Below are 20,601 nucleotides of genomic sequence, written 5' to 3'. Positions count from 1 at the left end.
TTCGGTGAAACCCCGAATGGGCCTCACGTGGCGGTGTCGTCGGACGGATCCGGCCGGGTGCTGTCCCGGTGCCGGGGCAGGCCGCCCGTCTCTCCAGATGTGTCCTGCTGAGCTGCGTCGGAGGGGTCGGATCGCCGCTGATCCCGCCCCGCCCGCTCGCTCTCGATGAGCTCGTTCAGCCAGCGCACTTCGCGCTCCACGGATTCCATTCCGTGCCGCTGGAGCTCAAGGGTGTAGTCGTCAAGACGTTCCCGGGTGCGGGCGAAGGAGATGCGCATCTTTTCGAGGCGCTCCTCGAGACGGCTGCGACGGCCTTCGAGCACGCGCATACGTACGTCACGCGAGGTCTGCCCGAAGAAGGCGAACCGCGCGGCGAAGTGCTCGTCCTCGTATGCGTCCGGGCCGGTCTGCGAGAGCAGTTCCTCGAAGTGCTCCTTACCTTCCGCCGTCAACCGATAGACGATCTTGGCGCGACGCCCTGCGAGTGGTGCGGCGAGGGCGTCCTCGGGTGTGTTCCCCGATTCCTCGATCAACCAGCCGCTTGCGACCAGCGTCTTGAGGCAGGGGTAGAGGGACCCGTAGCTGAAGGCACGGAAGACCCCCAGCGATGTATTGAGTCGTTTCCGCAGCTCGTAGCCGTGCATCGGGGACTCGCGGAGCAGCCCGAGGACGGCGAACTCGAGGATGCCGGAACGTCGGCTCATCGTCGCCTCCTCCTCTGCCGCGGTCGGTGTCACGACCTCTTACGGACTCTTTATGTCGAGCTGATGTATCGACTCGATACATCACGACGATAGAACGGCCCCACGGATGGGACAAGAGGGATCACGGTGAACGGCGTCACATCACCGATTCATACCAAGCGAGTTGCCTGATTTGGGGTGAACTTCACCCCTAGGCGGGTTTTGGCGGTGCGTAGTCTGTCCGCCATGCAGACCGCCGGGAACCAAGTGACGCCTGTGGGCGTCGTTGTCCCCGGTGCATTGCGGGTGAGTGCCAGAAGGGGCGCATCCGTATTTCGGGGGGACCGGAAACCAGCCGCCGTTTCCAGGCGCGTATGTCAGCGCCTGCCCGAGGAGTAGTCGTTCGATGAGCGAGCACCGTCGCAAACCGCCGCAGCCACAGGGCGGCGGACGTGCCGCGGCCCGTCGCGGCACGTCAGGCGCATCGCCGGGCCGTCGCGCGGCACCGCGTGACGCCACCGGATCGCCTTCCGATGCATATGGAACGCCGGGGTCCACAGGGCCGTCCGGCTCGACGGGCGACGACCGCCCGTACGGAGGCCGGGCGGAAGCGCGCCGAGCCGCGCAGCGCAGCGCCGGAGGGAGCCGCAGGAAGGCACCCGACGGCGGCGGTGGCCGCGGAGGCGGCGGCCGGCGCGGTGGAGGCGGCCCCGAGGGATCGGGCGGGCCAGGCCGCGGCAGGGGCCGCGGCCCCTCACGGCCGCCGCAGAAGAAGAGGTTCATCGACTACCCGCGCTCCGACAAGTACGGGGTGCACCGCTGGTTGCCGTCCTGGCGCCTGGTGACGGGTCTGTTCGTCGGCCTCTGCGGCAGCCTGATGGCCGCGGCGGGCATCGGGTACGCCCTGGTGGACGTCCCGAAGACGGCGGACACGGCCAAGGCCCAGAACAACGTCTACTACTGGGCCAACGGCAAGCAGATGGTCGCGACCGGTGGCGAGACGAACCGGCAGATCATCAAGTACGAAGAGATCCCCAAGGCCATGCGGTACGCCGTCATGTCCGCCGAGAACAAGACGTTCGAGACGGACAAGGGCGTCGACCCGATGGGCATCGCCCGCGCGTTCGTCAACATGGCCAAGGGCGGCCAGACGCAGGGCGGCTCGACCATCACCCAGCAGTATGTGAAGAACGCGATGCTCGACGACCAGTCGCAGACGATCTCGCGCAAGGTCAAGGAGCTGTTCGTCTCCATAAAGGTGGGCCGTACGGAGCCCAAGGAGAAGGTGATGGCCGGCTACCTGAACACCGCGTACTACGGACGTGGTGCTTACGGGATCCAGGCAGCCGCCCGGACGTATTTCGGCGATGACGCCTCGAAGCTCAACGCGAGCCAGTGCGCCTTCCTGGCGTCGGTGCTCAAGGGCGCCACTTACTACGACCCCGCCGGTGCGCCGGAGATCGACCCGGTCCAGGCGACGCCCGCCAAGAACCAGGCCCGCGCGGAGAAGCGCTGGCGCTGGATCCTTGACGAAGAGGTCAAGGACAAGCGTCTTGATCCCGCTAAGCGGGCGACCTTCAAGGACTTCCCCAGGCTGCAGAGCCCGCGGTCCAACCCCTCGCTGGGTGGCCAGACCGGCTATCTCGTGGACCTCGCCAAGGCCTACGTCATCAACAACAGCCACGGCAAGATCACTGCCCTCGACCTGCAGAAGGGCGGCTACGAGATCCACACCACCTTCGACAAGACGAAGGTGGACAAGCTCGAAGCGGCCGTGAAGAAGGTCCGCAAGGAGAACATCAACCAGAAGCTCCGCCCGAAGACGGACAAGTACGTCCAGTTCGGCGGCGCCTCGGTGAACCCCACGAGCGGCGCGATCGAGGCCATCTACGGCGGTGAGGACGCGACAAAGCACTACACGAACAACGCCGATCAGACCGGTGCGCAGGTTGGCTCGACCTTCAAGCCGTTCGTGCTGGCTGCCGCGATGAGGGACGGAATTCGCGATCCCAAGGGGCCCGAGGAACAAGGTGAGGGCGAGCGCACCCCGGTCTCCCCGAAGAGTCTCTACAGCGGCCAGAACAAGTTGAAGATCAAGAAGTACAACGGCGAGGTCTGGACGGACAAGGACGGCAAGGAGTGGCTCCAGACGAACGACGGCGGGGAGTCCTACAACCGGCCGACCTACCAGATCGACCTTCGTGAGGCGATGCGGGAGTCCGTCAACTCCGCCTATGTCCAGCTGGGCATGGACGTGGGTCTGGACAAGGTGAAGCAGGCGGCCAGCGACGCGGGTATCAAGGACAGCAGCTTCGCCAGTGCCAACTACCCGTCCTTCTCTCTGGGCACCTCCGACCCGAGCGCGATCCGTATGGCTGGCGCCTACGGCACCTTCGCCGCCAGCGGGCAACGGAACGATCCGTTCTCAGTGACGTCGGTCGACCACGAAGGCAATACGGTCTACCGGCACGAGAAGGCGCCGGTCAGGGCCTTCCAGCCGGCGGTCGCGAACAACGTCACCGATGTCTTGAGGACCGTCGTCGACAAGGGAACGGGTACCAACGCGAAGCTGCCCGACCGGCAGGTCGCGGGCAAGACCGGTACCACCGACGGCAACAAGTCCGCCTGGTTCGTGGGGTACACCCCGCAGCTGTCGACGGCCATCACGATGTACCGGATGGACGACGACGAGAACAGCAAGAAGCGCGAGTTCTTGGAGATGTACGGCACGGGTAACCAGGAGAAGATCCACGGAGCCTCGTTCCCGTCCGAGATCTGGCACGACTACATGTTGGAGGCCCTCAAGGGGGTGCAGGCTAAGCCGTTCCCCACTCCGGAGCCCATCGGCTCGATCGTCGGCGCCACTCCGAGCCCGAGCATCACTCCTTCGACGACTCCTTCTCCCTCGGCGTCGGAGTCGGTGGAACCGTCGCCCAGCCAGTCCTCCCCCGGCCCGTCGCCGTCGACCAGCGAGTCTTGCAGCAGCTGGTCGTGGAACTGCAACAACAACGGCGGAACATCGAACGGTGGCACCGGTGGGACACCCACGGGCGGCACGGACGGTGGCGTGACCAGCTCGCCGACAGCCCCAGGGGGCGGCAATGGCGGCAACAACGGAAATGGCAACGGAGGCATCTTCGGAGGGCCGGCGGGCTAGCCGGAGCTGATCTGACGCCGCCTGTTTCACGTGAAACGCTGCGTGTTTCACGTGAAACAGAGCGTGATCCAGGCCAAGTGAGGGCCGCCGCACCGATCGGGTGCGGCGGCCCTCGCCCCGTTCTCAGGTGCGTACGGCAGGATGTGCGGCATGCCCAGTGCAGAGACGACGCGCACGCATGTGCAACAGCCGGACCCGGTACGGCCGACCAAGGAGGACGAGGTCGCCGCAGCGGGGAGTGAGCTGATCGGCGGACCGATCGGACGATGGGCGCTGCTCGGGAGTTCCTGGTGGACCCCCGTACGCGTCATCGCGCTGGTGATGATCGGCATGTTCGCGCTGGGCATGGTGCAGAAATTCCCCTGCTACAACGGCGCGTGGTTCTTCGGCGCCAGTTCGCAGTACACGCACGCCTGTTACTCGGACATCCCGCACCTCTTTCAGGGGCGGGGCTTCGCCGACGGCCTGGTGCCCTACTTCGACAAGCTGCCCGGCGACATGGACTACCTCGAGTACCCGGTGCTGACCGGCGTGTTCATGGAGGTCGCGTCCTGGCTGACCCTGGGCGGCGGCTCCATCCAGCACCTGGAGAAGGTCTACTGGATGGTCAACGCCGGGATGCTGATGATCTGCGCGGTGGCGGTCGCCATCTGCGTGACCCGCACCCACCGGCGACGCCCCTGGGACGGCCTTCTGGTCGCCCTCGCGCCCGCGTTCGCGCTGACTGCCACCATCAACTGGGATCTGCTTGCCGTGGCCCTCACAGCGGCCGCGATGCTCATGTGGTCGCGGGGCCGGTCTGTCGCCTTCGGCGTCCTGCTGGGCCTGGCCACGGCCGCGAAGTTCTATCCGTTCCTGGTGCTCGGCCCGCTCCTGTTGCTCTGCTGGCGCGCCGGACGCTGGCGGGACTTCGGGAAGGCCCTGGCCGGCTCGGTGGGCGCGTGGCTCGTCGTGAACCTGCCGGTGATGCTGCTCGCTCCCGAGGGCTGGTCGAAGTTCTACCGCTTCAGTCAGGAGCGCGGCGTCGACTTCGGGTCCATCTGGCTGATCATCCAGCAGCGGTGGGACGCGCAGATCAGCCCCGACGACGCCAACACCTACGCGATGGTGCTGATGGTCCTGGCCTGTCTGGGCATCTCCGCACTCGCCCTCACCGCGCCACGTCGGCCCCGCCTCGCGCAGCTCGCCTTCCTGGTCATCGCCGCGTTCATCCTCACCAACAAGGTCTACTCGCCGCAGTACGTCCTGTGGCTGATCCCCTTCGCGGCCCTCGCCAGGCCGCGCTGGCGGGACTTCCTGATCTGGCAGGCGTGCGAGGTCGCGTACTTCCTCGGGATCTGGATGTACCTCGCGTACACCACGAGCGGTGACAAGCACCGGGGGCTGCCCACGGACGGCTACCACTTCGTCATCCTCATCCACCTGCTGGGCACGCTCTATCTGTGCGCGGTGATCGTCCGCGACATCCTGATGCCGGAACGGGACGTGGTCAGACGCTCCGGGGACGACGATCCGTCGGGCGGTGTCCTGGACGGAGCGCCCGACGTGTTCGTGCTGGGATACGCCGCCCATCCCCCACGGCACGCGGTTCACAACGAGGAGCGACCACAGGTGAGTTGGGGCTGGGGCAAGGAAGAGGAACGTTCGCTCTGAGCGAACACACGAAAAGGGCCGGACACCGTGATGGTGTCCGGCCCTTCCGTTTGTCCGTGGGACTCGGTGTGTCCTGAGCCTCGGTCAGCGGTCGAGGATCCGGTCGAACTGCGTGGTGGTGTGCCGCAGATGGGCCACCAGCTCCTCACCCACCCGGGGCTCGGGGGCATCGGACGGTACGAAGAGGATCGAGACCTGCATGTGCGGGGGCTCCGCGAACCAGCGCTGCTTGCCGCCCCAGACGAACGGCGACAGGTTCCGGTTGACGGTCGCGAGGCCCGCGCGGGCCACGCCCTTGGCACGCGGCATGACGCCGTGCAGCGCCTTGGGAGCCTCCAGGCCCACGCCGTGCGACGTACCGCCGGCGACGACCACGAGCCAGCCGTCCGAGGCGATCTTCTGTTGGCGGTAACCGAAGCGGTCGCCCTTGGCGACGCGGGTGACGTCCAGGATCGCGCCGCGGTACTCGGTCGCCTCGTGGTCGCCCAGCCAGAGCCTCGTACCGATGCGCGCCCGGAACCGGGTCTGCGGGAACTGCTGCTGAAGGCGCGCGAGTTCCTGGGCCTTGAGGTGGCTGACGAACATCGTGTGCAGCGGCAGCCTGGCCGCGCGCAGACGGTCCATCCAGCCGATGACCTCCTCGACGGCGTCGGAGCCGTCGGTGCGGTCCAGGGGCAGGTGGATCGCGAAGCCCTCGAGCCGGACGTCCTCTATGGCGGAGTGGAGTTGGGGCAGTTCCTGCTCGCTCACGCCGTGTCGCTTCATCGAGGACATCACCTCGACGACGACGCGGGCGCCGACGAGGCCGTGCACGCCGTCGACGGAGGAGACGGAGCGGATCACACGGTCGGGCAGCGGCACGGGCTCCTCGCCCCGCCGGAACGGGGTCAGGACCAGCAGGTCACCGCTGAACCAGTCCTTGATCCGGGCGGCTTCGTAGGTCGTGCCGACGGCGAGGATGTCCGAGCCGAAGCGGGTGGCCTCGTCCGCGAGCCGTTCGTGGCCGAAGCCGTAGCCGTTGCCCTTGCAGACCGGGACGATCCCCGGAAACTGCTCGAGCACGTGCTTGTGGTGTGCCCGCCAGCGCGCGGTGTCGACGTAGAGCGTGAGCGCCATGGCCGGTCCCGGAACCTTTCTCGTGGCTGCGGTGTATCAGAGGTATGAAGAAGCTTTGGAGCTACGTGAATTGTGCAGGGTCCGCCCGGGCCGTGTGGACCAGGCGGACCGGGAGGGGCTCAGCGCCGCGACATGTAGATGTCGAGGGCCTTGTGCAGCAGTTTGTTGAGCGGGAAGTCCCACTCGCCGAGGTACTCGGCAGCCTGCCCACCGGTGCCGACCTTGAACTGGATCAGACCGAAGAGGTGGTCCGACTCGTCGAGGGAGTCGCTGATGCCGCGCAGGTCGTAGACCGTCGCACCGAGCGCGTAGGCGTCGCGGAGCATCCGCCACTGCATCGCGTTCGAGGGCCTGACCTCACGGCCGATGTTGTCGGAGGCTCCGTAGGAGTACCAGACGTGCCCCCCGACCACGAGCATCGTCGCCGCCGACAGGTTCACCCCGTCATGGCGGGCGAAGTACAGCCGCATGCGGTTGGGGTCCTCGCTGTTGAGGGCCGTCCACATGCGCTGGAAGTACGACAGCGGGCGGGGCCGGAAGTGGTCGCGCACAGCCGTGATCTCGTAGAGACGCTGCCACTCGGCGAGGTCCTGGTAGCCGCCCTGGACGACCTCGACGCCGGCCTTCTCGGCTTTCTTGATGTTGCGGCGCCAGAGCTGGTTGAAGGCCTTGTGCACGTCCTCGAGGGACCGGTTGGCCAGTGGCACCTGGAAGACGTAGCGGGGCTGGACGTCGCCGAAGCCGGCACCGCCGTCCTCGCCCTGCTGCCAGCCCATGCGACGCAGCTTGTCGGCCACCTCGAAGGCGCGCGGCTCGATGAAGTCGGCTTCTATGTCGCGCAGACGCTTGACGTCCGGGTCCTGGATGCCCTTCTTGATCGACGTGGCCTCCCAGCGCCGGATGATCACCGGCGGGCCCATCTTCACGGAGAAGGCGCCCTGCTGCTTGAGGTGCGCCAGCATCGGACGCATCCAGTCGTCCAGGTTCGGAGCGAACCAGTTGATGACCGGGCCCTCGGGCAGATACGCGAGATAGCGCTTGATCTTGGGCAGCTGCCGGTACAGGACCAGGCCCGCGCCGACCATCTCGCCGGTCCGCTCGTCGAACCATCCCAGGCTCTCGGAGCGCCACTCCGCCTTCACATCAGCCCATGCCGGGACCTGCATGTGGCTAGCCGAGGGCAGGCTCTGGATGTATGCCAGATGCTGCTCTCGGCTGATGGTCCTCAGGGTCAGGCTCATTCGGGGCGCTCCTCGGGCTGGTGTGTCCCCATGGGTACAAGGGCTCCGGCTCTCGCGCCGAAGCCTACTGCGCCCTGGGAGCGCCCCGAATGGGCCTATGGAAGCTTCGCGGGCCGTCAGCCGATGACACCGCCGAACAGGCCACCGTGGGCCATGCCGATGAAGAGGCCGATCGCCGAGGCGCCGAGACCCAGGATGAGACCGAAGCGTTCACGCGTCGTCACCGAGATGAACTGGCCGTACGCGCCGGTCAGGACGCCGATCAGCCCTGCCCAGGAGCTGAGCAGGTGGAGGCTGCTGAAGAGCGAAGAGATGATGGCGATCGCCCCGAGAATCATCGCCACCGCGACCAGCGAGTCCTGGAGGGGATGGGGCTTCCCGTCCGTGGCGAAGAGAGACGTCGTGGTGTTGGGTCGCATTGCCTGTGCCATGTGGCACCTCCTGCGGAAGGCGGCGCATCGTAGCGCCATACACACCCGATGTGTACAGATTGTGCCCTCTCGCGGCCGGATTTCAACCGGAAGCCGTGGTGCGGGTAGTCTGTACCGTCTGCACCGGTGTCTGCTCATGCCCTGATCAGGGATCCCCGCCAGCGGGGCCCGATTGTCAGTGGTCGCCGATACCGTTGCGTACGCATCACGACCCTCCTGCCACGGAACGACCGTGGCCGCTGAGTCCAAAGGAGGTGGGTTCCACATGCGTCACTACGAAGTGATGGTCATCCTCGACCCCGATCTCGAGGAGCGCGCTGTCTCCCCGCTGATCGAGAACTTCCTCTCCGTTGTCCGTGAGGCCAACGGAAAGGTTGAGAAGGTCGACACCTGGGGCCGTCGTCGTCTCTCGTACGAGATCAAGAAGAAGCCCGAGGGCATCTACTCGGTCATCGACCTGCAGGCCGAGCCTGCGGTCGTCAAGGAGCTCGACCGCCAGATGAACCTGAACGAGTCGGTCCTCCGGACCAAGGTCCTCCGTCCCGAGACCCACTGAGCTTTCTAGCTCAGCGGCACTCGGGTTTCGAGTAGCAGCAAGCAGCCAGCAGCAAACCCGCCGAGAGGTTCCCCCATGGCAGGCGAGACCGTCATCACGGTCGTCGGCAATCTTGTCGACGACCCCGAGCTGCGCTTCACCCCTTCCGGTGCGGCGGTCGCGAAGTTCCGTGTCGCGTCCACTCCCCGCACCTTCGACCGGCAGACGAACGAGTGGAAGGACGGCGAGAGCCTGTTCCTGACCTGCTCGGTCTGGCGTCAGGCGGCGGAGAACGTCGCGGAGTCGCTCCAGCGAGGCATGCGCGTCATCGTGCAAGGCCGGCTGAAGCAGCGGTCCTACGAGGACCGTGAGGGCGTCAAGCGCACGGTCTACGAGCTGGACGTCGAGGAAGTCGGCGCCAGCCTGAAGAACGCCACGGCCAAGGTCACCAAGACCACCGGTCGCGGTGGCCAGGGCGGATACGGCGGCGGTGGCGGCGGCCAGCAGGGCGGCGGCAACTGGGGCGGTGGCTCCGGTGGCGGTCAGCAGCAGGGCGGCGGCGGTGCTCCCGCCGACGACCCCTGGGCGACCGGTACGCCGGCCAGCGGCGGCGGCCAGCAGGGCGGCGGAGGTGGCTGGGGCGGAAGCTCCGGCGGTTCCTCCTCCGGCGGCGGCTACTCGGACGAGCCCCCCTTCTAGGCCTCAGGGCCAAGGGGTGGGCCGTACCCACACTTCTTGATCACACAGGAGAAACACCATGGCGAAGCCGCCTGTGCGCAAGCCTAAGAAGAAGGTCTGCGCTTTCTGCAAGGACAAGGTCACGTACGTGGACTACAAGGACACGAACATGCTGCGGAAGTTCATTTCCGACCGCGGCAAGATCCGTGCCCGCCGCGTGACCGGCAACTGCACGCAGCACCAGCGTGACGTCGCCACGGCAGTGAAGAACAGCCGTGAGATGGCGCTGCTGCCCTACACGTCCACCGCGCGATAAGGAAAGGGTGACCGACTAATGAAGATCATCCTGACTCACGAGGTCTCTGGCCTCGGCACCGCCGGCGACGTCGTCGACGTCAAGGACGGGTACGCCCGCAACTACCTGGTCCCGCGTGGTTTCGCGATCCGCTGGACCAAGGGTGGCGAGCAGGACGTGGCGCAGATCCGCCGCGCCCGCAAGATCCACGAGATCGCGACCATCGAGCAGGCCAACGAGATCAAGGCCCGCCTCGAGGGTGTCAAGGTCCGTCTGGCCGTCCGCTCCGGCGACGCCGGTCGTCTCTTCGGTTCCGTCACGCAGGCTGACGTCGCTTCGGCGATCGAGACCGCTGGTGGCCCGAAGGTCGACAAGCGCCGCGTCGAGCTGGGCTCGCCGATCAAGACGCTGGGCGCCCACGAGGCGACCGTGCGTCTGCACCCCGAGGTTGCCGCCAAGGTCAGCGTCGAGGTCGTCTCCGCCTAAGCACTGCGCTTGGCAGAGCTGAAGCAAACGTTGGGCCGCACCCCTCGGGGTGCGGCCCAACGCGTTTCACGGTCACCGTTTCACGTGAAACCGGGTCAGCGCGTGGCGCCCGTGACGATCCAGCGGCCGGAGCGCGAGCGCAGCCACAGGGTCAGCATGCGCACGGTCATCATCAAAGTCATCGCGCCCCACAGAGCGGTGAGTCCTCCGCCGAAGACCGGCACCAGGAGGGCGACCGGCGTGAAGACCGCCAGGGTCGCGAGCATCGCCCAGGCGAGATACGGGCCGTCGCCCGCTCCCATCAGGACTCCGTCGAGAACGAAGACAATGCCGCAGATGGGCTGGGAGAGCGCGACCATCAGGAGAGCGGGCAGTGCCACGTTCTGCACTGCCTGATCATTCGTGAACAGCGGAATGAAGAGCGGTCGCGAGACGATCACCAGGAGTCCGAGGACGAACCCTGCCGCGATGCCCCACTGCACCATGCGGCGACAGGCATCCCGCGCGCCCTGGGCGTCGTCCGCTCCGAGGTAGCGCCCGATGATGGCCTGGCCCGCGATGGCGATGGCGTCGAGCGCGAAGGCCATCAGGCTCCACAGCGAGATGATGATCTGGTGCGCGGCGATGTCCGCGTCTCCCAGCCGGGCTGCGACCGCGGTGGCGATCATGAGGATCGCGCGCAGCGAAAGGGTGCGGACGAGCAGCGGGGCGCCTGCCTGGGCGCAGGCTCGTATCCCGGCGGCGTCGGGACGCAAGGAAGCGCCGTGGCGACGGGCCCCGCGTACGACGACGACGAGATAGACGGCGGCCATGGTGAGCTGGGCGATGACGGTGCCCCAGGCGGATCCCGCGATGCCCAGGTCGGCGCCGTAGACGAGCCCAGCGTTGAGCGCGCCGTTGGCGACGAAGCCTCCGACTGCGACATAGAGCGGAGTCTTGGTGTCCTGGAGGCCACGGAGGACTCCCGTCGCCGCGAGGACGACAAGCATCGCGGGGATGCCGAGCGAGGAGATCCGCAGATAGGTGATCGCGTAGGGTGCCGCGGTGTGCGAGGCGCCGAACAGCTCGACGAGCGCGGGGGCGGCGGGCAGGACGATGGCGATGACCGCGGCGCCGAGCAGTAGCGCGAGCCAGATCCCGTCCATGCCCTGACGGATCGCGGACTGGAGATCTCCGGCGCCGACGCGGCGGGCCACCGCGGCCGTGGTCGCGTAGGCCAGGAAGACGAAGACGCTGACGGCGGTCATCAGGAGGGACGAGGCGACAGCGAGACCGGCCAGTTGGGCGGTGCCCAGATGGCCGACGATGGCGCTGTCGGCCATCACGAAAAGTGGCTCGGCGACGAGCGCGCCGAAGGCGGGGACGGCCAGCGCGACGATCTCACGGTCGTGCCGCCGCCGGGCGGCCTTGGGCGCCGCGGGAGCCTGTGTCATGAGCACCAATGTAATCTTCCACAGGTAAGAGATGCAACCACCTTTGAGTCCTTACTTCGGTGCCTCTCGAACGCGGCGTCACGCACCGTTTACAGGGATCTTGAGCCGGCCGGGAAAGTATTTTTCCTGCACAGCCGGTGGACGGGAAAGTCGCAGGTCAGACACGTTTCTGCGTGCCCCTTGAGGGCTTGTTCACAGGGCTGTCCACCGTGTCGTGCACAGGTTTTGCGGAGTTCTCCACAGCGAGAGGCCCTTCATCCACACCGCCTGTGGATAACCAGATTGGCTGAAGGTGCCGAGGGGCCTACCGTGGTGCGGCGCCCGCCACGATTTCAGGCCTCGGAAACGTCATGAACCGACGCGTCAGAACCGGAGTCGGGTCCCCATATTTGTCAGTGTCGTGCCGTAAGAAAGAGGGCACGGCGAGGTCCGCCCGGCGGACTGGAGGAGGTGGCCCGGTGAGTATCTCCGAGCCTTTGGACGACCCCTGGGCCGACAGTGGTCCCAGTGACCGTCTGCCTGCTTCCCGCCGGCGTGGCAGCGGTGGGCGGGGGCGCGAGGAGCAGCACGATCGTGGTGGCGATGGCGGCTGGGACGAAGTAGCTCCGTCCTTCGAGCGGGTACCGCCCCAGGACCTCGATGCCGAGCAGTCGGTTCTCGGTGGCATGCTCCTGTCGAAGGACGCGATCGCCGACGTCGTCGAGGTGATCAAGGGGCACGACTTCTATCGCCCCGCGCACGAGACGATCTTCACCGCGGTTCTCGACCTGTACGCGAAGGGCGAGCCTGCCGACCCGATCACGGTCGCGGCCGAGCTCACCAAGCGTGGCGAGATCACCAAGGTCGGTGGCGCATCGTATCTGCACACCCTCGTCCAGACGGTTCCGACCGCGGCGAACGCCGAGTACTACGCCGAGATCGTCCACGAGCGTGCGGTCCTGCGCAGGCTCGTCGAGGCGGGCACGCGCATCACGCAGATGGGATACGCGGCCGACGGCGACGTCGACGAGATCGTGAACAGCGCGCAGGCCGAGATCTACGCGGTCACCGAGCAGCGCACCAGCGAGGACTACCTCCCGCTCGGCGACATCATGGAGGGCGCGCTCGACGAGATCGAGGCGATCGGCTCCCGCAGCGGTGAGATGACCGGTGTGCCCACCGGATTCACGGACTTCGACTCACTGACGAACGGCCTGCACCCCGGCCAGATGATCGTCATCGCCGCCCGTCCCGCCATGGGTAAGTCCACCCTGGCGCTCGACTTCGCCCGTGCCGCCTCGATCAAGCACAACCTGCCCAGCGTCATCTTCTCCCTGGAAATGGGCCGGAACGAGATCGCGATGCGTCTGCTGTCCGCGGAGGCACGGGTCGCGCTGCATCACATGCGCTCCGGCACCATGACGGACGAGGACTGGACCCGGCTTGCGCGCCGGATGCCCGAGGTCTCGGCAGCACCGCTCTACATCGACGACTCCCCGAACCTGTCGATGATGGAGATCCGTGCGAAGTGCCGGCGCCTCAAGCAGCGCAATGACATCAAGCTCGTGATCATCGACTATCTGCAGCTGATGCAGGCCGGTGGTTCGAAGCGTTCCGAGAGCCGTCAGCAGGAAGTCTCGGACATGTCGCGAAACCTGAAGCTCCTCGCCAAGGAGCTGGAAGTGCCGGTCATCGCGCTCTCGCAGCTGAACCGTGGCCCCGAGCAGCGTACGGACAAGAAGCCGATGGTGTCCGACCTGCGTGAATCCGGCTCGATCGAGCAGGACGCGGACATGGTGATCCTTCTGCACCGCGAGGACGCCTACGAGAAGGAGTCGCCCCGCGCAGGCGAGGCGGACATCATCGTGGGCAAGCACCGTAACGGTCCGACGGCGACGATCACGGTCGCCTTCCAGGGTCACTACTCGCGCTTCGTGGACATGGCGCAGACCTGATCCCGGACGACCTGATCCCGCACGACTTGGTGCCGACCGGCCTGGAGCCGCGCGCTCTGGACGTGCGCGCCTTGAACGCGGGAGCTCCGGACCTGCCCTGCCCGGATCTGTCGGCCTAAAAGCGGTCGACGCCCGGCGGCCGGCGGGGTGGACTTGGGGCATGACGACATCCCCTGAAGAACTGCTGCCCACAACGCGCCGAGCTCTGTTGCACCGCATCGCCACCGCTCAGGCGGAAGGCCGATCGCCTTCGCTGGTGGCCGCGGTCGTGCGTGACGGTCAGCTGGTGTGGAGCGATGGGCGTACCTGTGTGGACGGGCATGCTCCGGACCTGGACGTGCAGTACCGGATCGGCTCGATCACCAAGACGTTCACGGCCGTGCTGGTGCTGAGGCTGCGGGACGAGGGGGTTCTCGACCTCGGCGACCCGCTGGAGAAGCATCTGCCGGGCACCGGCGCCGGTCAGGTCACCATCGCCGAACTCCTGGCGCACACCGGTGGGTTGGCGGCCGAGACCCCGGGTCCGTGGTGGGAGCGTTCGTCGTCCTCGTTGCGTCCCGAACTCGCCGATGTGCTGGGCGAGGAGCCGTTCCGGCATCCGGTCGGCAAGCAGCATCACTACTCCAACCCCGGCTACACGCTGCTGGGTTCGCTGGTCGAGGCGCTGCGCGGTGCTCCCTGGGAGGACGTCCTGCGCCGCGAGGTCCTGGAGCCGCTCGGTCTGCACCGGACGAGCGGGCAGCCGCAGGTTCCGCATGCCGGCGGCTGGGCCGTGCACCCTTGGGCCGATGTGATGATGCCGGAGCCCGCGGAGGACTTGGGGCTGATGGCTCCGGCGGGACAACTCTGGTCGACGGCAGCGGACTTGGGGCGGTTCGCCGTGTTCCTGATGGAGGGTGACGACCGGGTTCTGAGCGCGCAGTCCGTACGCGAGATGCGCACGCCCGCGGCACCCACGCTGCCGGGGGACTGGGACTCCTCGTACGGCCTCGGTCTACAGCTGGTACAGAGGAACGGCCGGGTGCTGGCCGGGCACGGCGGTTCGCTTCCTGGGTTCGTGGCGGGGCTGTGGCTGAGCGAGGAGGAGGGTCTGGCCGCGGTGACGCTCGCCAACTGCACGTCGGGCGTTCCCGCATCTACGGTCAGCACGGACCTTCTCCGTATCGTCGCCGAGGCCGAGCCACGCATCCCTGAGCCGTGGCGGCCCCTGCCGGAGGTCGATGCGGTGGTGCTGGAGCTCGCCGGGCCCTGGTACTGGGGGACGCAGAGCACGGTGCTGCGGCTGACGGCCGACGGGGGTGTCTCGCTCGGGCCGCTGACGGGTGGGGTGCGGGACTCGCGATTCCGCCCGAACGGCGACGGAACCTGGACGGGACTGGACGGCTACTACGCGGGGGAGCTCCTGCGCGTCGAGCGCCGGCCCGACGGATCGGTGAGCCATCTCGATCTCGGATCATTCGTCTTCACGCGCGAGCCGTACGAGAAGGGGGCGCCGGTTCCCGGCGGGGTGGACCCGGAGGGCTGGCGAGGGCTTCCGCGTTCCTAGCTGACCTCGTTCCTCGCGCGGCGACGAAGCTTTGTCAGCTTCGCTCTCGCGGTCGGCTTCGATCCAGGTCGGCATGGTGAAGGGGCCGGGTGGTCGTCTGTTTCACGTGAAACAGACGACCACCCGGCCCCTCGGTGTTGTCAGAGCTGGAGCTTGAAGCCCACATGTGAGGCCTCGAAACCCAGTCGCTCGTAGAAGCGATGGGCGTCGGTACGGGTGGCGTCGGACGTCAGCTGCACCAACTGGCAGTTCTGGCGGCGGGATTCGTCCACGGCCCACTCGATGAGCAGCGTTCCGAGCCCGCTGCCACGCTCGTCCGCGTGGATGCGGACGCCCTCGATGATCGAGCGCGTGGAGCCCTTCCGCGACAGCCCAGGAATGACGGTGAGCTGAAGGGTGCCGACAGTGCGGCCCTCGCGCACGGCGACGACCAGGTGCTGGTTGGGGTCCCCGGCGATGCGCGCGTGCGCCTCCCGATATGGCGTGAGGTCGTCCGGTGACTCGCGGCCGGCGCCCAGAGCGTCGTCCGCCAGCATCGCCACGATGGCCGGGACGTCGGCGGCCACGGCAGGCCGTATCTCAAGATCTCCCATGGCCGCAGCCTATGCGGCCACGGCGTAGTCGGTCCCGGACTGCCTTGTGCGCCGTCGGCGTCGCCGAGGTGATGCCTCAGGCCGGGACGCGTACGGCTTCCACCGCGCGGACCAGCGGGGCGAGTTCGGGGTTCTTCGCCGCCGCGTCGAGTGCCTCGCGCAGGGCGGTGTCATTGGTGGGCCGCGCGTCGGCGAGCAGAGCCAGGCCCGCCTCGCTCACGTCCGTGTAGATGCCGCGCCGGTCGGTGGGGCAGAGGTAGCGGGCGAGTAGACCGCGGTCCTCAAGACGCGTCACCAGGCGCGTGGTGGCGCTCTGGCTGAGGACGACGGCGTCCGCGACCTGCTTCATCTGCAGGTGACCGCCTTCACCGTCGTGCTGGCGGCTGAGGACATCGAGCAGCGAGTACTCCCGCACGCTCAGATCGTGCTTGGCCTGCAGAGCGCGCTCAATGTGGGTCTCGATCCTCCCGTGGAGCAGGGAGAGAGCGCACCAGCCCTGGGCCAGGGCGGTGAGTGCGGGGTCTGTGGCGGTCATGGCTCTAGTTCCTCCGTCCCGTAGCGGCTGAACCCAGGGTAGTCCACGTGTGAAATTGTCAGCGCTTGCAAGTAGTGCGCGTCTGCAAGTATTGTGAACGCACGCAAAGCGCATCTGCAACAGTCTGGGAAGGTGAACCCTATGCCTCTCGCGCTTCTGGCTCTCGCGATCGGGGCCTTCGGGATCGGAACCACGGAATTCGTGATCATGGGGCTGCTCCCCGAGGTCGCGGGCGACTTCGGCGTCTCTATCCCCACGGCCGGATTTCTGGTCACCGGCTACGCCCTCGGCGTCATGTTCGGCGCCCCCCTCATGACGATTCTGGGCACCCGCATCTCGCGCAAGCGGATGCTGCTGCTCCTGATGGGTCTGTTCATCGTGGGCAACGTGCTCTCCGCGGTGGCGCCTGTCTTCCTCGTCATGGTGATCGGCCGCGTGGTCGCCTCACTCGCCCACGGCGCCTTCTTCGGAATCGGCGCGGTCGTCGCGGCCGAGCTGGTCGCCCCTGAGAAGAAGGCCGGAGCCATCGCCATGATGTTCACCGGCCTGACCGTCGCCAACGTCGTCGGCGTACCCCTGGGCACGCTCATCGGCCAGAGCATCGGCTGGCGGGTCACCTTCGTGGTCGTCGCGGCGCTCGGAGTCGTCGGACTGCTCGGCATCGCCAAGCTCGTCCCCGACATGCCCAAGGCCGAAGGCGTCCACCTGCGGCACGAGCTCGCGGCCTTCAAGAACGTCCAGGTCCTGCTGGCGATGGCCATGACGGTGCTCGGCTTCGGCGGAGTCTTCGCCGCCATCACCTACATCGCACCGATGATGACGAACGTCGCCGGTTACGCCGACACGTCGGTGACCTGGCTCCTCGTCCTGTTCGGGCTCGGCATGGTCGCGGGCAACCTGATCGGCGGCAAGTTCGCCGACCGCAAGCTGATGCCCATGCTGTACGTCGCCCTGAGCGGGCTGGCCGTCGTGCTGGCCCTGTTCACGCTGACCGCCCACAACAAGGTCATGGCGGCGATCTCCATCGCGCTGATCGGCGCCCTCGGTTTCGCCACGGTGCCGCCGCTGCAGAAGCGGGTCCTCGACCACGCCCACGGCGCCCCCACGCTGGCCTCCGCCGTCAACATCGGTGCCTTCAACCTCGGCAACGCTCTCTCGGCCTGGCTCGGCGGCATCGTCATCGCGGCCGGCCTCGGCTACACGGCCCCCAACTGGGTCGGAGCCGTCCTCGCAGCCGCCGCGCTCGTCCTGGCGGTCGTGTCCGCGGGACTGGAGCGCCGGTCCAAGGTCTCGCCCCCGTTCGTCGCCAGCGCGGCGTCCGAAGGAGTCCGCACAGCGGAACCCGCTCACAGCTGAGCGTCCCGCAGCACTTCACCTCATTCCCAACCGCAGGGCCGGCGTCGTCCCCGCACCCGGTCCACCGCACACCCCCGCAAGGAGAAATCCCTCATGAGCACCACCACCGCTGTCGCGCCGCTGACCATCCAGGACGCGGAGATCCTCGTGACCGCCGCCGGCCGTGCGGCCGAGTCCGCCGGAGTGACCGTCAGCGTCACTGTCCTCGACGCCGGCGGACACCTGCTCGCCTTCCGGCGCGACGACCGGGCCGTGCTGATCTCCGGTGAGACCAGCACCCGCAAGGCGTACACCGCCCTCCAGCTGAACGCCCCGACCGCGGACCTCGTCGACCTGGTCAAGCCCGACGGCCCCTTCCACAGCCTGCCCACCGCCCTGGACCGTCCGCTGCTCTTCATCGCGGGCGGCATACCTGTCCACCGCGACGGCCGCCTCATCGGCGCCATCGGTGTCGGTGGCGGCGCACCGGAGCAGGACCACGGGTTCGCCACGGCAGCCGTGGCAGAACTCGTCTGACGCTCCACGAGGCGTAAGCGCGACAGCCTTGCCCATACAAGAGTCCGCCCCAGACACCGTGATCCCACGGCGTCCGGGGCGGACTTCGTTGCACGCGCCGCCTGGTCGAGGTCAGCCCGCGGCGACCGTCAGAGGCGCGAAACGGCGCGTCCAGTCGCCGGGGAGGTCGGGGGCGCCATAGGTCATCACGGCGTTGAAGCCCTGGGACTCCACCCCTCGTGCCTTGATCCACGCCAGCAGTTCCTCGTGGCGTACGTCGATGTCGGTACGCAGGGGGCGATCTGTGCCGGCGGCGAGGGAGGTGACGAGGGCCTTCGCCGTCTCGGTGTCGCGGGCGATCAGCGGGCCGATGACGTGGGTGTCCATGTTGGGCCAGGCGGCTGCGAAGCCGATGAGTTCGCCCCCGTCCTCGGCCACGCGCAACTGGTCGCCGAAGGCCGGGAGGCGGGTCAGGACATGGGTGCGGTCGGGGCCGAAGACCTCCGCGTCCAGGCGAAGGATGGCCGAGAGATCCTCCGCGGTCGCGGCGCGCGTGGCCACGGACGGTGTCGGTCCGCCGGCGGTGAAGCGCCCCCGCACCATCTCCGCGCGCCCGGTGACCTTGAAGCCCAGTTCTTCGTAGAGCGGGCGGCCGTAGGGGGTCGCGTGCAGGGTGAGTGGTGTGGTGTCCGCCTGCTCGACCACGTACTGCATCAGGCGACGGCCGATCCCGCGGCGGGCGTGGCGTTCGGCGACGAGAACCATGCCGATGGCGCTCAGCGTGGGTCGGTGCGGCGGCCCGTAGTCGGTCACCACGCAGGCGCTCACCAGGCCCCCGTCGGGGTCGTCGATGCCGTAGCCGGTGCCGGCCGCGAGTAGCAGGCCCCACTTGTGTTCCTCGCGGGGCCAGCCTCGATCCTCGGAGAGATCGGCGCACGCCGTGAGGTCGCGCGGGGTCAGCCGGCGGATGGGCAGAGCGGAGAGGGGAGGTGTCGACACGCAGGTCAGGCTGTCTGACGCAGCCGGTCCGCGTCCACCGCTTTGCGGGCAGCAAGCCGCTGCTTTCGGCCACGTCGCGTCATCCCCCATGGCTTGAGTACCGAGATCACCGTCATGAAGAGATAGGCGGTGAGGGAGACGATGGGACCGGCCACCAGGTCGCTCGGGTGGGGCAGCGTGGCACCTGTTGCCACCGTCGCGACCGCGGTGTTGACGCCGGGACGCAGTGCGAAGATCGAAGCGGCGGTGGTGGCGAGGGTCAGCCAAAACTTGGCGTAGACCCAGCGGTGCCGGGCGAGGCCCCACGGGGTGCCCAGTGACAGCAGGAGGCCGCTCATGAGGGTGAGCAGAGCTAGCGGCATCACCAACCAGTCCGTGAAGACCTTCATCGCGTGGCAGGCAGCCTCGACCATCGGGTCGGAACCCGTGGTGATCGCCGTGACGGCGAGCGCGAGCAGACCGAGCGTGAGCCCCAGCCAACAAGCGGAGGACGTCACATGGACGACGAGGATGGCCCGGCGGGCGGGACGGCGTAGTTTCACGTGAAACACGGTGCCGGGAGTGGCCCCTCGAGGGCGTCCGACAGAGGGAGTAACCCCGGGTACTAGCCTCGGCGTACATGGCGAGACTGCATCTCTTCGATCTGGACGGAACGCTGCTGCACGGCACGTCGGCGCCCGTGGAAATCTCCCGTCAACTGGGGCTCGAGGCCGAGACCATCGCCCTGGACCGTGAGATCGGCGCTCAGCGTATCGGCCCGCCGGAGTACGCGCGGCGGGTGCACGCCCTGTGGGCGGGCCTCACACCCGAGCACGTGACGGCCGCGTTCCAGGGTGCGCCCTGGCTGACGGGTATCCGGGAGACCTGGGCGGAGATACGGGCGCGCGGTGAGTACTGCGCGGTGGTATCGCTCTCGCCGTCGTTCTTCGTGGAGCGGCTGACGGAGTGGGGCGCCCATGCGGCGTACGGTTCCCGCTTTCCCGCGGTGCCCTTCACCGAGCCCGTCGACCCCGCGGGCGTTCTCAGCGCCGCGGCGAAGGTGAAGGTCGCGGACCGGCTCTGTGAAAAGTTCGGGGTGTCCCTGGCTGATTGCCTTGCCTACGGCGACTCGCTCTCCGATGTGGAGCTGTTCGGCGCCGTGCCGGTATCGGTTGCGATCAATGCGGATCAGCACGTCGCGGCTCTGGCGACTCACTCGTATGCCGGTCGCGATCTGCGAGAGGCGTACGAATTGGTGCGGCACGCCCGCTAATTGAGGGACTGCAGGGGCATATCGCCTGTCGAATTCCTTGGTGGGCAAGGGGGACTTGTGTGTTTGGCGGGTGCCGGTAGGGTCGACTCCGGTTCACGGCAGGCGCGCTCAGCGCGTCCCGGGCCATGCACGCAGGCCAAGACAGCCTAACGGGACGGAGAGATCGAAGACCTGGTATTTCCG

At 67.6% G+C, this 20,601-nt stretch carries 20 protein-coding genes; 11 read left to right on the top strand and 9 right to left on the bottom strand.

The features are described 5' to 3' along the window. Positions 1-23: 23 nt before the first annotated feature. The gene (locus LGI35_RS23140) at positions 24-704 is read right to left on the bottom strand and encodes a PadR family transcriptional regulator (RefSeq protein ID WP_227296034.1); all 681 of its coding nucleotides are present in this window, start codon (positions 702-704) and stop codon (positions 24-26) included. A 385-nt stretch (positions 705-1,089) separates the two neighbouring features. Between LGI35_RS23140 and LGI35_RS23135 the strand changes: the two genes are divergently transcribed. Beyond that, positions 1,090-3,840, top strand: a complete 2,751-nt coding sequence (locus LGI35_RS23135) for a transglycosylase domain-containing protein (protein ID WP_227296033.1) — start codon at positions 1,090-1,092, stop codon at positions 3,838-3,840. A 141-nt stretch (positions 3,841-3,981) separates the two neighbouring features. Beyond that, positions 3,982-5,493: a glycosyltransferase family 87 protein gene (locus LGI35_RS23130; protein WP_227296031.1), complete on the top strand. Its 1,512-nt coding sequence runs from the start codon at positions 3,982-3,984 to the stop codon at positions 5,491-5,493. Between the two features lie 84 nt (positions 5,494-5,577). Here LGI35_RS23130 and LGI35_RS23125 read toward each other — a convergent pair whose 3' ends face one another. From LGI35_RS23125 to LGI35_RS23115, 3 genes are all read right to left on the bottom strand, one after another. Further along, on the bottom strand, positions 5,578-6,609 hold the full coding sequence (locus LGI35_RS23125; RefSeq protein WP_227296030.1) for an alanine racemase: 1,032 nt from the start codon (positions 6,607-6,609) through the stop codon (positions 5,578-5,580). Positions 6,610-6,728: 119 nt separating this feature from the next. Beyond that, positions 6,729-7,850, bottom strand: a complete 1,122-nt coding sequence (gene femX / locus LGI35_RS23120) for a peptidoglycan bridge formation glycyltransferase FemX (protein WP_227296028.1) — start codon at positions 7,848-7,850, stop codon at positions 6,729-6,731. Between the two features lie 116 nt (positions 7,851-7,966). Continuing rightward, positions 7,967-8,281 (bottom strand): hypothetical protein, encoded by a 315-nt coding sequence (locus LGI35_RS23115; protein WP_227296026.1) that lies wholly within the window; start codon positions 8,279-8,281, stop codon positions 7,967-7,969. A 265-nt stretch (positions 8,282-8,546) separates the two neighbouring features. Between LGI35_RS23115 and rpsF the strand changes: the two genes are divergently transcribed. The 4 genes from rpsF to rplI all read left to right on the top strand — a co-directional run bounded on the left by rpsF (position 8,547) and on the right by rplI (position 10,275). Further along, positions 8,547-8,837 (top strand): 30S ribosomal protein S6, encoded by a 291-nt coding sequence (rpsF, locus tag LGI35_RS23110; protein WP_052578287.1) that lies wholly within the window; start codon positions 8,547-8,549, stop codon positions 8,835-8,837. Positions 8,838-8,912: 75 nt separating this feature from the next. After that, a complete protein-coding gene (locus LGI35_RS23105; protein WP_227296024.1) occupies positions 8,913-9,515 on the top strand; it encodes a single-stranded DNA-binding protein in 603 nt (200 codons plus the stop codon). Between the two features lie 58 nt (positions 9,516-9,573). Then, a complete protein-coding gene (rpsR, locus tag LGI35_RS23100; protein ID WP_003949403.1) occupies positions 9,574-9,810 on the top strand; it encodes a 30S ribosomal protein S18 in 237 nt (78 codons plus the stop codon). 18 nt (positions 9,811-9,828) lie between these two features. Then, on the top strand, positions 9,829-10,275 hold the full coding sequence (gene rplI / locus LGI35_RS23095; protein WP_116512098.1) for a 50S ribosomal protein L9: 447 nt from the start codon (positions 9,829-9,831) through the stop codon (positions 10,273-10,275). A 95-nt stretch (positions 10,276-10,370) separates the two neighbouring features. Here rplI and LGI35_RS23090 read toward each other — a convergent pair whose 3' ends face one another. Beyond that, positions 10,371-11,708: an MATE family efflux transporter gene (locus LGI35_RS23090; protein WP_227296022.1), complete on the bottom strand. Its 1,338-nt coding sequence runs from the start codon at positions 11,706-11,708 to the stop codon at positions 10,371-10,373. A gap of 458 nt (positions 11,709-12,166) precedes the next feature. On the opposite strand from LGI35_RS23090, the gene dnaB reads away from it, so the two are divergent. Then, positions 12,167-13,642: a replicative DNA helicase gene (gene dnaB / locus LGI35_RS23085; protein ID WP_227296020.1), complete on the top strand. Its 1,476-nt coding sequence runs from the start codon at positions 12,167-12,169 to the stop codon at positions 13,640-13,642. A gap of 160 nt (positions 13,643-13,802) precedes the next feature. Beyond that, positions 13,803-15,188 carry a serine hydrolase domain-containing protein gene (locus LGI35_RS23080; protein WP_227296018.1) on the top strand — a complete coding sequence of 462 codons (1,386 nt, stop codon included), beginning with the start codon at positions 13,803-13,805 and terminating at the stop codon, positions 15,186-15,188. Positions 15,189-15,328: 140 nt separating this feature from the next. Here LGI35_RS23080 and LGI35_RS23075 read toward each other — a convergent pair whose 3' ends face one another. Together LGI35_RS23075 and LGI35_RS23070 are read right to left on the bottom strand one after the other, a co-directional pair. Then, positions 15,329-15,781 carry a GNAT family N-acetyltransferase gene (locus LGI35_RS23075; protein WP_227296016.1) on the bottom strand — a complete coding sequence of 151 codons (453 nt, stop codon included), beginning with the start codon at positions 15,779-15,781 and terminating at the stop codon, positions 15,329-15,331. Between the two features lie 76 nt (positions 15,782-15,857). Continuing rightward, positions 15,858-16,316 carry a MarR family winged helix-turn-helix transcriptional regulator gene (locus LGI35_RS23070; protein WP_227296015.1) on the bottom strand — a complete coding sequence of 153 codons (459 nt, stop codon included), beginning with the start codon at positions 16,314-16,316 and terminating at the stop codon, positions 15,858-15,860. A 141-nt stretch (positions 16,317-16,457) separates the two neighbouring features. Between LGI35_RS23070 and LGI35_RS23065 the strand changes: the two genes are divergently transcribed. Further along, positions 16,458-17,672, top strand: coding sequence for an MFS transporter (locus tag LGI35_RS23065; RefSeq protein WP_227296013.1), 1,215 nt, complete (start codon positions 16,458-16,460; stop codon positions 17,670-17,672). Positions 17,673-17,765: 93 nt separating this feature from the next. After that, positions 17,766-18,188 (top strand): GlcG/HbpS family heme-binding protein, encoded by a 423-nt coding sequence (locus tag LGI35_RS23060; protein ID WP_227296012.1) that lies wholly within the window; start codon positions 17,766-17,768, stop codon positions 18,186-18,188. A gap of 111 nt (positions 18,189-18,299) precedes the next feature. On the opposite strand, the gene LGI35_RS23055 is transcribed toward LGI35_RS23060, so the two are convergent. Continuing rightward, the gene (locus LGI35_RS23055; RefSeq protein ID WP_227296010.1) at positions 18,300-19,166 is read right to left on the bottom strand and encodes a GNAT family N-acetyltransferase; all 867 of its coding nucleotides are present in this window, start codon (positions 19,164-19,166) and stop codon (positions 18,300-18,302) included. Positions 19,167-19,171: 5 nt separating this feature from the next. Beyond that, the gene (locus tag LGI35_RS23050) at positions 19,172-19,708 is read right to left on the bottom strand and encodes a DUF2269 domain-containing protein (RefSeq protein WP_227296009.1); all 537 of its coding nucleotides are present in this window, start codon (positions 19,706-19,708) and stop codon (positions 19,172-19,174) included. 77 nt (positions 19,709-19,785) lie between these two features. Here LGI35_RS23050 and LGI35_RS23045 point away from each other — a divergent pair, with 77 nt between their 5' ends. Further along, entirely contained in the window at positions 19,786-20,418 is a 633-nt protein-coding gene (locus tag LGI35_RS23045) for an HAD family hydrolase (RefSeq protein ID WP_227296007.1), read from the top strand. Positions 20,419-20,601: the final 183 nt, after the last annotated feature.

Origin of the sequence: Streptomyces longhuiensis (genome assembly GCF_020616555.1) — a bacterium.
Taxonomy (GTDB): Bacteria; Actinomycetota; Actinomycetes; order Streptomycetales; family Streptomycetaceae; genus Streptomyces; species Streptomyces longhuiensis.
Note: the sequence above shows the minus strand (reverse complement) of the source record. Positions and strands in the feature narration are given on the sequence as shown.